This is a genomic window from Rhodoplanes azumiensis (assembly GCF_042682915.1).
In the GTDB taxonomy this organism is placed as follows: domain Bacteria; phylum Pseudomonadota; class Alphaproteobacteria; order Rhizobiales; family Xanthobacteraceae; genus Rhodoplanes; species Rhodoplanes azumiensis.
In genome coordinates this window covers 1-11,491 of record NZ_JBHUIW010000049.1, presented here as the reverse complement: position 1 = coordinate 11,491, position 11,491 = coordinate 1, and the positions used below count along the sequence as shown (strand labels likewise).

General features: G+C 72.8%; 11 protein-coding genes. 4 read left to right on the top strand and 7 right to left on the bottom strand.

Translation table 11 applies throughout. The annotated features are described in order from the left end of the window. Nucleotides 1-51 precede the first annotated feature (51 nt). The 3 genes from ACFSOX_RS23215 to tsaD all read right to left on the bottom strand — a co-directional run bounded on the left by ACFSOX_RS23215 (nucleotide 52) and on the right by tsaD (nucleotide 2,757). Nucleotides 52-474: an EVE domain-containing protein gene (locus tag ACFSOX_RS23215; protein WP_378480194.1), complete on the bottom strand. Its 423-nt coding sequence runs from the start codon at nucleotides 472-474 to the stop codon at nucleotides 52-54. Nucleotides 475-638: 164 nt separating this feature from the next. Then, nucleotides 639-1,631: an NAD(P)H-dependent glycerol-3-phosphate dehydrogenase gene (locus tag ACFSOX_RS23210; protein WP_378480193.1), complete on the bottom strand. Its 993-nt coding sequence runs from the start codon at nucleotides 1,629-1,631 to the stop codon at nucleotides 639-641. A gap of 7 nt (nucleotides 1,632-1,638) precedes the next feature. Next, nucleotides 1,639-2,757, bottom strand: a complete 1,119-nt coding sequence (gene tsaD, locus ACFSOX_RS23205; RefSeq protein WP_378480192.1) for a tRNA (adenosine(37)-N6)-threonylcarbamoyltransferase complex transferase subunit TsaD — start codon at nucleotides 2,755-2,757, stop codon at nucleotides 1,639-1,641. A gap of 175 nt (nucleotides 2,758-2,932) precedes the next feature. On the opposite strand from tsaD, the gene hemC reads away from it, so the two are divergent. From hemC to ACFSOX_RS23185, 4 genes are all read left to right on the top strand, one after another. Beyond that, on the top strand, nucleotides 2,933-3,871 hold the full coding sequence (gene hemC, locus ACFSOX_RS23200; protein WP_378480191.1) for a hydroxymethylbilane synthase: 939 nt from the start codon (nucleotides 2,933-2,935) through the stop codon (nucleotides 3,869-3,871). A gap of 15 nt (nucleotides 3,872-3,886) precedes the next feature. Continuing rightward, the gene (locus tag ACFSOX_RS23195; protein WP_378480190.1) at nucleotides 3,887-4,585 is read left to right on the top strand and encodes a uroporphyrinogen-III synthase; all 699 of its coding nucleotides are present in this window, start codon (nucleotides 3,887-3,889) and stop codon (nucleotides 4,583-4,585) included. Nucleotides 4,586-4,696: 111 nt separating this feature from the next. Beyond that, complete coding sequence (locus ACFSOX_RS23190; protein WP_378480189.1) at nucleotides 4,697-6,178, top strand: COG4223 family protein; 1,482 nt, start codon at nucleotides 4,697-4,699, stop codon at nucleotides 6,176-6,178. 10 nt (nucleotides 6,179-6,188) lie between these two features. Next, on the top strand, nucleotides 6,189-8,147 hold the full coding sequence (locus tag ACFSOX_RS23185) for a heme biosynthesis protein HemY (protein ID WP_378480188.1): 1,959 nt from the start codon (nucleotides 6,189-6,191) through the stop codon (nucleotides 8,145-8,147). Nucleotides 8,148-8,217: 70 nt separating this feature from the next. Here the strand turns inward: ACFSOX_RS23185 and ACFSOX_RS23180 are convergent, their stop codons facing one another. From ACFSOX_RS23180 to ACFSOX_RS23165, 4 genes are all read right to left on the bottom strand, one after another. Next, on the bottom strand, nucleotides 8,218-8,802 hold the full coding sequence (locus ACFSOX_RS23180) for a Uma2 family endonuclease (protein WP_378480187.1): 585 nt from the start codon (nucleotides 8,800-8,802) through the stop codon (nucleotides 8,218-8,220). 7 nt (nucleotides 8,803-8,809) lie between these two features. Then, a complete protein-coding gene (gene typA / locus ACFSOX_RS23175) occupies nucleotides 8,810-10,636 on the bottom strand; it encodes a translational GTPase TypA (RefSeq protein WP_378480186.1) in 1,827 nt (608 codons plus the stop codon). A gap of 133 nt (nucleotides 10,637-10,769) precedes the next feature. Continuing rightward, nucleotides 10,770-11,036 carry a hypothetical protein gene (locus ACFSOX_RS23170; protein WP_378480185.1) on the bottom strand — a complete coding sequence of 89 codons (267 nt, stop codon included), beginning with the start codon at nucleotides 11,034-11,036 and terminating at the stop codon, nucleotides 10,770-10,772. A gap of 52 nt (nucleotides 11,037-11,088) precedes the next feature. Continuing rightward, nucleotides 11,089-11,358, bottom strand: a complete 270-nt coding sequence (locus ACFSOX_RS23165; protein WP_378480184.1) for a hypothetical protein — start codon at nucleotides 11,356-11,358, stop codon at nucleotides 11,089-11,091. Nucleotides 11,359-11,491 lie beyond the last annotated feature (133 nt).

Below are 11,491 nucleotides of genomic sequence, written 5' to 3'. Positions count from 1 at the left end.
GCTCACCCGCCCAGGGAATCCCCCGGCGATTCAGCCACACCGAAAACCGCTCTAAGGTTTCGCCCCGCCCATCTTGCAGATGGTCTTCCATTCGGCGGCCGTCACCGGTTGCACCGAGAGGCGCGATTGCTTGAGCAGCGCCATCTCGGCGAGCGAAGGCTCCGCCTTGATGTCGGCGAGCGTCACCGGGGTCTTCAGCGGGGCGATCGCCTTCAGGTCGACGACCACCCACGGGCTGCCGGGCTCCGCGGTCGGGTCCGGATAATGCTCGCGCACGATCTCGGCGACGCCGACGATCCGCTTCTCCTCGACCGAGTGATAGAAGAACGCCCGGTCGCCCGCCTTCATCTTCATCAGGTTGAGCTTGGCCGTGTGGTTGCGCACCCCGGTCCACGGCTCGCCCGTGTCGCCGCGCTTCACCTGGTCGTCCCACGACCAGGTCGAGGGCTCGGACTTCACCAGCCAGTAGGCCATCGCTCGCTCCTGCTCCATCAGGTGCTGTCGTCGTTCCGGGGCGGCGCGAAAGCGCCGAGCCCGGAACCCATAGCCCCTGCCTGTCGTGAGCCACCGAGACAGGGCGTATGGATTCCGGGCTCACGGACCTGACGGTCCGCGCCCCGGAATGACGGGGTTCGTGCTCAATGCTCGGCCCGGAACGGCCGCGTCGTCAGCGCCGCGATCGCCGCGTCGACGTCGAGGCGGCCGTCCAATACGGCCGCGACGGCGGCGGCGATCGGCATGTCGACCTCGCGCTCGCCCGCCATCTCGACCAGCACGGGGGCCGTGAAGGCGCCCTCGGCGAGCAGGCCGCTCCGGCGCGCCTCGCCGGGCGAAAGCCCCTCGCCGATCGCGATGCCGAGCGAATAGTTTCGCGACTGGCGGCTCGCGCAGGTGAGGATGAGGTCGCCCAGCCCGGAGAGACCCGTGAGGGTCTCGACCCGCGCCCCGTAGGCGCGGCCGAAGCGCATCAGCTCGGCGAAGCCGCGCGTCGTCAGCGCCGCCGCGGCGCTGGCGCCGAGCCGCCGGCCGCGCACGATGCCGACCGCGATGGCGAGCACGTTCTTGGCGGCGCCGCCGATCTCGACCCCGCGCAGATCGGTCGCATGGTAGGGGCGGAAGGTCGGCGTGCCGAGCGCGTGCGCGAGCGCCACCGCGACGGCGTCGTCGGCGGCCGCCAGCGTCACGGCGGTCGGCAGGCCGCGGGCGACGTCGGCCGCGAAGCTCGGGCCGGACAGGATCGCCGGCGTCGCGCCGGGCAGCGCCGCGGCGACCACCTCGGTCATGAAGCGCCGGGTGCCGCGCTCGATCCCCTTGGCACAGGCGACCACCGGTGTGCCGGGCGCCAGCACCGGGGCGAGGGTCGCGGCGACCGCGCCGTGCGCCTGCGCCGGCACCACCAAGAGCACGGCGTCGGCGCCGGCGACCGCGTCGATCCCGCTCGCCACCGCGATGGCGCGGTCGAGCGCGACGTCCGGCAGATGCGGCGAGGCGCCGGCGCGGCGCACCGCGTCGGCCGCCTGCGCGTCGCGGGCGACCAGCACGACGTCGCGGCCGGCCCGCGCCGCCACGTTGGCGAGGGCGGCGCCCCAAGCGCCGGCCCCGATCACGGCGATGCGCTGCAGGATCGTCACGGCCGGATCACGCGGGCACCGGGTCGTCGGCGAGGCCGAAGCCCGCGCCTGATCCCGACCCGAATCCCCGCCCGACGCTCGGCTCGATCGGCTTGCGCACGCTGTCGAGCGGCCACCGCGGTCTCGGCGCGGCGTCGAGCGTGTCGGTGAGGCCGTAGGCGAGGCGCTCGGCCCCGGCCCAGGCGATCATGGCGCCGTTGTCGGTGCACAGCTCGGGCTTCGGCAGCACCAGCACGGTGCCGCCGTCGAGCGCGCTGGCGTTGAGCAGCGCCCGGATCACCTGGTTGGAGGCGACGCCGCCGGCCGCGACCAGCGCCATCGGCTGGCCGAATCGCTCGTGGAACAGCTTCAACCCGGCGCGCAGCCGGTCGCGCACCATGTCGGCGACGGCCGCCTGGAACGAGGCGCACAGATCCGCGACGTCCTGGTCGGAGAGCGGCGCCTGCCGCTCGGCCTCCAGCCGCACCGCGGTCTTGAGGCCGGACAGCGAGAAGTCGGCGTCGGGGCGGCCGACCATCGGGCGCGGCAGCGCGAAGCGCGCGGGATCGCCCTGGCGGGCGGCGCGCTCCACGGCCGGGCCGCCCGGATAGTCGAGGCCGAGCGTCTTGGCGGTCTTGTCGAAGGCCTCGCCGATGGCGTCGTCGCGCGTCGTGCCGAGCCGGACATAATCGCCGACGCCGAGCACGGCGACGATCTGGGTGTGGCCACCGGAGGCGAGGAACAGGCAATAGGGGAACGGCAGGTCGTTGGTCAGCCGCGCCGTCAGGGCGTGCGCCTCGAGATGGTTGACGGCGATCAGCGGCGTCTCGTGGACGAGGGCGATCGCCTTGGCCGTGGTCAGCCCGACGATCAGGCCGCCGATCAGCCCCGGGCCGGCCGCGGCCGCGACGGCGTCGAGCTCGGCGAAGTGACGGCCGGCTTCGCGCATCGCCTGGGCGATCAGGCCGTCGAGAATTTCCACATGGGCGCGCGCCGCGATCTCCGGCACGACGCCGCCGAAGGCCGCGTGCTCGTCGATCTGCGAGAACACGACGTTCGACAGAATCCGGCCGCGCCCGTCGTCGTCGCGCTCGACCACGGCGGCGGCCGTCTCGTCGCAGGTCGTCTCCAGCCCGAGAACGATCATGGGTGCGAGATCATGGGTGCGAGATCATGCGTGAACAATCATGGATCGGCGACGATGCGTACCGGCGACTACGCACGTCGCCTCCGTCCCCTTCCCTTGCGTCGAGGCGGCTCCTATAAGTCCTTCTGCGCAAACCCGCTTCCATTGGGGTTCCGGCGTAGCATTGTGAGGTGTCATGGCGCAATCCTCGTCCCCGCCCTTCGTCCGCATCGGAACCCGGGGCAGCCCTCTCGCCCTCTGGCAGGCCCACGAGACGCAGAAGCGCCTCGCCGCCGCGCACGGCGTGCCGCTCGAGGCGATCGCGATCACGGTCATCAAGACGTCGGGCGACATCATCCAGGATCGTCCGCTCGCCGAGGTCGGCGGCAAGGGGCTGTTCACCAAGGAGATCGAGCAGGCGCTGTTCGACGGTGCGGTCGACCTCGCCGTGCACTCCTCCAAGGACATGGAGACCAACCTGCCGGACGGGCTCGCGCTGGTCGCCTGCCTGCCGCGTGAGGACGTCCGCGACGCCTTCATCTGCAAGAAGGCGAAGACGCTCGCCGCGCTGCCGGCCGGATCCGTGGTCGGCACGGCGTCGCTGCGGCGTGGCGCGATGGTCAAGCGCCTGCGCCCCGACATCGAGGTCGTCTCGATCCGCGGCAATGTCGACACCCGGCTGCGCAAGGTCGAGACCGGCGAGGTCGACGCGACGCTGCTGGCCTATGCGGGGCTCAAGCGCCTCGGCCTCGCCGACAAGGCGACCTCGCTGTTCGACGTCGCGATCTTCCTGCCGGCGGTCGGCCAGGGCGCGGTCGGCATCGAGTGCCGCGAGGCCGACACCCGCACTCGTGACATCCTCGCCGCGATCGACGACGGCGTCACCCGCACGGCGCTCACGGCCGAGCGCGCATTCCTCAGGGCGCTCGACGGCTCGTGCCGCACGCCGATCGCCGGCCATGCGACGGTGGCGGGCGATCGCCTGTCGCTCCGCGGTCTCATCGTGAAGACGGACGGCAGCATCGCTCACGAGACGGCGCGCGACGGTGCCTGTGCGGAGGCCGAGGCGCTCGGTGCCGATGCGGGCCGCGAGCTGAAGGAGCGGGGCGGCCCGGATTTCTTCGCCCACCTCTGACCCGAGGAGGCGCGCGTGCGGCTTCTCGTCACGCGGCCCGATCCGGACGGCGCCCGCACGGCGGCCGCGCTGCGCGAGCGTGGCCACGAGGTGCTGGTCGCGCCGATGCTGCACATCGCGCCGGTCGCCGATCCGCCGATCGGCGACGGGCCGTGGGCCGCCGTCGCCCTCACCAGCGCGCACGCGATCGCGGCCGTTGCGGTCCGGCCGCGACTCGCCGCCGTGCCGGTGTTCACGGTCGGCGGCAAGACCGCCAAGGCGGCGCGCGCCGCCGGCCTGTCCGACGTGCGTTCCGCCGACGGCGACGTGCATGCGCTCGCCGAGGCGATCGCCGCGGTGCTGCCGGGCGCGACCGATCCGGTGCTGTATCTCGCCGGCGAGGAGCGGGCCGGCGATCTCGAAGGCCTGCTCGCCGGTCACGGCCTCGCGGTGAAGACCGTCGTGGTCTATCGCGCCGTCGCGCAGACGCGGCTGCCCGACGCCGTGCGGGCGGCGCTCGCCGGCGGCGCGATCGACGCGGTGCTGCATTACTCGCGGCGCACCGCGGAGGCGTTCCTGGCCGCCAGCACGGTCGCCGGCCTCGAGGCGGTCGTGCGATCGACCCGCCATCTCTGCTTGTCGGCGCAGGTCGCGGCGGCGCTCCGCGACACGGGCGCGCAAGACGTGCGAGTGGCCGTCCACCCGGACGAGGCGAACCTGTTCGCCCTTCTTTAGGGATGCGACTCCGCCGTCCGGGACGGCGTTGTTGCCGTCACCAAACCGGCGCAGTATGGCGGTGTGATCCGCATTGGACGAGATGGTCCGCAATTGCAGCGGGAGAGGTGGATGGCCGACCCCAAGACACCACCGGCAGACAAGCCCGACAACCCAGGCCCGCCGCCCTCCGAGGGCAACAAGGCGCGCGCCGAGACGACGCCGTCGCCTGCCGCGACGACCCCGATTCGTGCCGACAGTTCCGCGGGCGCGCCTCCCGGCGGCAAGCCGGGCGCGCCGACGCCGCCCGCCTCGCAGCCGACCGTGCTCCATGCGCAGCAGCCGGCGAAACCGGGCGCGGCGCAGCCTTCGGTCGGGCAGCCGGCCACGCCGTCGCCGGCCGCGGCCAAGCCCGCCGCCCCGGTGGTGACCGAAGCGAAGCCCGCCGAGACGAAACCCGCTGCTGCGAAACCCGCCGAGACCAAGGTCGCGGAGACCAAAGCCGGCCCGGATGCAACCCGACCCGCCCCCGGTCGAACCCGAGAGGACACCGCGATGGCGCGGTCGACGCCCGCCCCGACGAATTGGGGCAGCCTGTTCGCCGCCGGGCTCGTCGGTGGCGCCGTGGTGGCCGCCGCCGGCGCCGCCTGGCTCACCTACAATCCGCTGGATGCCGGCGGCGACGGCACCGCCGCGAAGCTCGCCAAGCTGGAGCTGCAGGTCGCCGACCTCGCCCAGCGCCCGGCGCCGACCGCCCAGCTTCCAGCCGACGTCGCCGGTCGGCTCGGCCGCGTCGAGGCTGCCGTCGCGGCCGCGGCCCGCCAGGCCAACGGCGATCCGGCGGTCGCCGCCCGCCTGACCGCCGCCGAGGCCGCCGTCGCCAAGCTGACCGATCAGCTCGCCCGCGCCGAGCGGCGCATCGAGGAGACCGCGAAGGCGGGCGCCGGTGTCGCGGCGCCGGCGGCGCCCGGCGTGCAGCCGGCCGAGCTCGATGCCGTCGCGGCCCGCGCCGACGCGGCCGGCACCAAGGCGGCGACGGTCGAGCGCAATCTCACCGCGCTCCAGCAGCAGGTGACGCAGCGCGCCAACGCGCCGGTCGCCGACAAGACGGTGCGGCTCGCGGTGATCACCGCGGCGCTGCGCGGCCTGGTCGAGCGCGGCGCGCCCTATGCGAGCGAGCTCGCCGCCGCCAAGCAGCTGGTCAGCGACCCGCAGACCTTCGCGCCGCTGGAGCCGTTCGCGGCGACCGGTGTGCCGAGCGCCCTGGTGCTCGGCCGCGAGCTGTCCGAGGTGGCGCCGGCGATGCTCAAGGCCGGCGACCTGCCGGCCGGCGACGACTATCTCGACCGCCTGCAGTCGCAGGCCGAGAAGCTGGTGCGCTGGCGGCCCGTGAAGGACCAGCCGGCGAGCGACCTCGCAGCCCAGATCGGCCGCGCCGAGGCCAAGGCCCGCCAGGCCGATCTCGCCGGCGCGCTCGTCGAGCTCGCCAAGCTGCCGCCGGCCGTGCGCGCGCCGGCCGAGCCGTGGATCAAGAAGGCCGAGGCCCGTCAGGCCGCCGTCGCCGCCGCCCAGCGCGTCTCGTCCGGCGCGCTCACGGCGCTCGCCACTCCTTGAGGTTCGTCCGATGCTCCGAGTTCTTCTGTTTCTCGCCGCGGTCACGGCCCTCGCCTTCGGTGCGGCGTGGCTCGCCGACCGGCCCGGCGACATCGCCATCACCTGGCTCGGCTATCAGGTCGAGACCTCGGTCATGGTCGGCCTCGCCGCGCTGGTCGCGCTGGTGGTGGTCGTCATCCTGGTGTGGACGATCCTGCGCGCCATCGTGAAGGCGCCCGCCGCCTTGGCGGCGCGCCGCCTCGATAAGCGCGCCCGCAAGGCCTACAAGGCGATCTCGCAGGGCATCGTGGCGATCGGCGCCGGCGACGCGCTCGCCGCCCGCCGCTTCGCCAACGAGGCACAGCGCCTCGCCCCCAAGGAGCCGCTCGCCCTGCTGCTCGGCGCCCAGGCGGCGCAGATCGGCGGCAACGCGGCCGAGGCGGAGCGCACCTTCCGGGCCATGGCGGCCCGCGAGGACACCAAGCTCCTCGGCCTGCACGGCCTGTTCATCGAGGCGCAGCGCAGCGACAATGCCGCCGCGGCCCGCGCCTTCGCCGAGGACGCGGCGCGCGCCGCCCCGAACCTCGCCTGGGCGGCCGAGGCGGTGCTGCAGTATCGCTGCGCCGCCGGCGACTGGACCGGCGCGCTCGCCGCCCTCGAGCGCAACATGCGCAGCAAGCTGGTCGACCGCGACACCTACAAGCGCCAGCGCGCCGTGCTGCTGACCGGCCGCGCGCTGTCGGGCGAGGTCGACGCCGAGATGTCGAAGGCGCTGGTGCTCGAGGCGCTGAAGCTGTCGCCCGGCCTGGTGCCGGCCGCGTCGCTCGCCGGCCGCCTGCTCACCGAGAGCGGCCAGACTCGCAAGGCCGCCAAGGTGGTCGAGGCGGCGTATGCGATCAATCCGCATCCGGACCTGGTCGAGACCTACGCGAACATCTTCCCCAACGAGTCGAACCGCGACCGGCTGGGCCGTATCCGCAACCTCGTCAAGCTCGCCCCGAACGCCCCGGAGAGCGCCATGGCGGTCGCCCGTGCGGCGATCGACGCGCAGGAGTTCGCGGCCGCCCGCGCGAGCCTCACGCCGATGCTCACCATGCCGACCCAGCGCATGGCGACCCTGATGGCCGAGCTCGAGGAGAAGGAGGGCGGCGATGTCGGCCGCGCGCGCGAGTGGATGCGGCGCGCCCTGCAGGCGACCCGCGACCCGACCTGGACGGCCGACGGCCTCGTCTCGGCGAAGTGGATGCCGGCCTCGCCGATCTCCGGCCGTATCGACGCCTTCGAGTGGCGCATCCCGATCGCCGATCTCGCGCCCCAGGGCCCGGTGATCGAGCACGACCAGGGGCGCCCGGGCGGCGCTCCGGCCGCCGCCGTGACGGCGGCGCCGGCGAAGCCGACCGTAACGCCCGCCGAGCCCGCCTCCGCCGCGCCGGTCGACCGCGCCGCGGCGGCCAAGCCGGTCTCCGAGGTGCCGCCCAAGAAGACCGAGGAGAAGCCGATCCCGCTGCCGGCGCCCGACCTCGCCAAGAACGCTCCGAAGAGCGACACGGCCAAAGGCGCCGGACCCGTGATCGAGAATGCGCCGCCGCCCGTCGCGGAGGTCGCGGTGGCGCGAGGCGCCCGCGATGCCCGCCGCCCGCCGCCGGCGACCACGCCGGTGCCCGCGCCCAAGAGCGACGCCAAGCTGGACCTCAAACCGGAGTCGAAGCCGGAGTCGAAACCGGCCGAGAACGTGATCGTGCTGCCCCAGGCGTCCGACATCCCGCCACCCGACTACAAGCCGGCAGCCGACCGGCCGGCCGGCGGAGCGGCGGCTGCGACGGCGAAGGAGCCGCCGGCGAAGGCCGGCGCGGCCAAGGACGCGGCCGCCAAGGATACGGCCGTCAAGGATGCCACCACCAAGACCGACAAGCCGCCGGAGCCGGGCAAGGACGCGGGCAACCAGCCGGCCGAGGCGCAGAAGTCGGACCGGAAGCTGTTCTTCCGCTGAGCCGTCGCGTTCGTTCGGGCACGGGTGAGGCGCCCGTGCCCGAACGCCGGGCTTCTGTCCGTCTTCGTGATCAGGCGAACAGGTCGGCGATCTCGATCGTGATGCCTGGCGGGTCGAGCGTCAGCAGGCCGGCGTCGCGCGTCCGGACGATCAGGCGGCCGTGATCGGAATCCTCACCGTTGCCGTCGGCGCCGCGGGCGTGATGCGTGACGGTCCGGCCGATCGGATCGACCAGCAGGCAATGCGCGACGCTCGGCACCGCGAGCCAGCCGGCGAGCCGCGCGGCGCGGGCATCCGCGGCGCTGCCGTTGGCACCGGGCGTCGCCGCCGCCACGTCGACGACGATCACCGGGTCCGTGACGATCCGGCCGCCGCCGATGAGCGGCGTCCCGAGGCGCAGCACCACGTCGGGCTCGTAGGCCGTGTCGGCCGCGATCGGCACCAGCATGCCGCCCGTGAAGATCTCGCCGGCGAGGCCCGCGGCCGTCAGGGCGTGCCGCAGCACGCGCGACGCCTCGAAGCGGGCGCGGGCGTGCTCGGGCGATTGCGGTGCGATCGGCACGACGCGGCCCGCGATCAGCTCGGCGCGCGGCGGCTCGAGCCGGGTCTCGGCCCAGGACAGGAACTCCGAGACCGTGAAGGGAGCGTTGCTCACCGGGCGCTCACACGCCCTCGCTGACCTTGCGGCGCTCTTCCTTCTTGCGCTCGTTGGGATCGAGCAGCTTCTTGCGCAGCCGGATCGACTTCGGCGTCACCTCGACCAGCTCGTCGTCCTGGATGTAGGCGAGCGCCTTCTCCAGCGTCATGCGGATCGGCGGGGTGAGGCGCACCGCCTCGTCCTTCGAGGTGGTGCGGATGTTGGTGAGCTTCTTGCCCTTGAGCACGTTCACCTCGAGGTCGTTCTCGCGGGTGTGCTCGCCGACGATCATGCCCATGTAGACCTTCCAGCCCGGCTCGATCATCATCGGGCCGCGGTCCTCCAGGTTCCACAGCGCGTAGGCGACCGCCTCGCCGGCGTCGGTGGAGATCAGCACGCCGGTACGCCGGCCCTGCACCTCGCCCTTGTAGGGCGCGTAGCCGTGGAACAGGCGGTTCATCACGGCGGTGCCGCGGGTGTCGGTCAGAAGCTCGCTCTGGTAGCCGATCAGGCCGCGGGTCGGGGCGTAGAAGACGAGCCGTGTGCGGCCGCCGCCGGACGGGCGCATCTCGATCAGCTCGGACTTGCGCTCCGACATCTTCTGCACGACGACGCCGGAGAACTCCTCGTCCACGTCGATCACGACCTCCTCGATCGGCTCGCGCATCTCGCCGGTCGCCTCGTCGCGCTGGATCAGCACGCGCGGCCGCGACACCGACAGCTCGTAGCCCTCGCGCCGCATCGTCTCGATCAGGATGCCGAGCTGCAGCTCGCCGCGGCCGGCGACCTCCATCGAATCCTTCTCGGTCGACTCCGTCACCTTGAGCGCCACGTTGCCTTCCGCCTCGCGCAGCAGCCGGTCGCGGATCATGCGGCCCGTCACCTTGTCGCCCTCGGTGCCGGCGAGCGGCGAGTCGTTGACCCGGAACGTCATCGACAGCGTCGGCGGGTCGATCGGCTGGGCCGGCAGCGGCTCGGTTACCTCGGGAGAGCAGATCGTGTGGGCGACCGTCGCCTCCGGCAGGCCCGCGACCGACACGATGTCGCCCGCCACCGCCTCGTCGATCGGCTGGCGCTCCAGGCCGCGGAAGGCCAGCACCTTGGAGATGCGGCCGGTCTCGACGATCTTGCCGTGGCGGTCGAGCACCTTGGCGGGCTGATTCGGCTTCAGCGTCCCGGACGTGATGCGGCCGGTGACGATGCGGCCGAGATAGGGGTTCGATTCCAGGATGGTGCCGAGCATGCGGAACGGCCCGTGCTCGATGGTCGGCTCCGGCACGTGCTTCAGCACGAGATCGAGCAGCGGCTCCATCGAGTCCTTCGGGCCCTCGAGCGCCGGAGCCATCCAGCCCTCCTTGGCGGAGCCGTAGAGGATCGGGAAGTCGAGCTGCTCCTCGCTGGCGTCGAGCGCCGCGAACAGGTCGAACACCTCGCCGGCGACGACGTCGGGCCGGGCGTCGGAGCGGTCGACCTTGTTGATGGCGACGATCGGCTTGAGGCCGATCTTGAGCGCCTTGGAGACCACGAACTTGGTCTGCGGCAGCGGCCCCTCGGCGGCGTCGACCAGCACGATGGCGCCGTCCACCATGTTGAGGATGCGCTCCACCTCGCCGCCGAAGTCGGCGTGGCCGGGCGTGTCGACGATGTTGATGCGGGTGTCCTTCCAGACGATCGAGGTCGCCTTGGCCAGGATGGTGATGCCGCGCTCGCGCTCCAGGTCGTTGGAATCCATGGCGCGTTCGGCGACCCGTTGGTTCTCGCGGAACGTGCCGGATTGCTGCAGCAGCCGGTCGACCAGGGTGGTCTTCCCGTGGTCGACGTGGGCGATGATGGCGACGTTGCGGAGCTTCATAGGTGTCCCTTGAAAAACGGAACGCGGGCCTCCGGGGCCCGCGACATTTGCGCCGGACTATAGACAAGGTCCGGCCGGAGGCAAGGAGCTCGCACGAAACGTGAACAAGCGGCGCGCCGGCCGGCGCCGCGTATCAGGGCGGCATATCACCCGGATGACGACCCGCCTCGGAGGCCGGCGCCGCGGCGCCGGCGGCCGCCCGCTCCCGCATGCGCCGTCGGCCGCCGCGGATCAAGACGATACCGCCGGCCGCGATGGCGATGCTGATCGCCCACAGCAGCACAAGCTCCGGATCGACCAGCGATTTCGGCTCGGTGAGCCCGAACGCCACCACGAAGGCGCCGGCGCACAGGCCGGGCAGCAGCAGCACGAGGCCGAGCAGGATCATCAGGATCGCCACGACGGTCTCCTCACGACGGTCTCCTCACGACGGTTTCCTCACGACGGTCTCCTCACGTCGGCGGGGGAGCGGCCGGATCGGCGGCCGCCGGTGTCACCGGCATGCGCCGCAGCCGCCGCGCTCCGATCAGCACCAGGGCACAGAAGATCCAGCCGATCGCCGCGCCGACCAGCGAGATGCCCGACACGGCCTGGGCGACGGGATCGCGATCGAACAGCATGCCGAGCCCACCGATCGTGAACACGGCCGAGCACAGCCCGGCCGGCAGCGCCAGCAGGCCGATCAGGACGAACAGCAGGAATTTTCGGCCGCTCTCGGTCATGGTTGTCGATCTGCGTTCCGTGCGGACAGGAGTCCGTGCCGGGTGGCATCCTCTGCGCCGTCATGCCCGCGCTCGTCGCACGGCTGTCCGGCACGGATTGTGCTTTATGCGGCGAGCCTCGGTTGGTGGCGCG

Coding starts and splice junctions, on each gene's coding strand:
- tsaD (WP_378480192.1), bottom strand. CDS start 2,757: ATGATCGTTCTCGGGCTGGAGACGACCTGCGACGAGACGGCCGCCGCC.
- typA (WP_378480186.1), bottom strand. CDS start 10,636: ATGAAGCTCCGCAACGTCGCCATCATCGCCCACGTCGACCACGGGAAG.
- ACFSOX_RS23215 (WP_378480194.1), bottom strand. CDS start 474: ATGGCCTACTGGCTGGTGAAGTCCGAGCCCTCGACCTGGTCGTGGGAC.
- ACFSOX_RS23165 (WP_378480184.1), bottom strand. CDS start 11,358: ATGACCGAGAGCGGCCGAAAATTCCTGCTGTTCGTCCTGATCGGCCTG.
- ACFSOX_RS23185 (WP_378480188.1), top strand. CDS start 6,189: ATGCTCCGAGTTCTTCTGTTTCTCGCCGCGGTCACGGCCCTCGCCTTC.
- ACFSOX_RS23190 (WP_378480189.1), top strand. CDS start 4,697: ATGGCCGACCCCAAGACACCACCGGCAGACAAGCCCGACAACCCAGGC.
- hemC (WP_378480191.1), top strand. CDS start 2,933: ATGGCGCAATCCTCGTCCCCGCCCTTCGTCCGCATCGGAACCCGGGGC.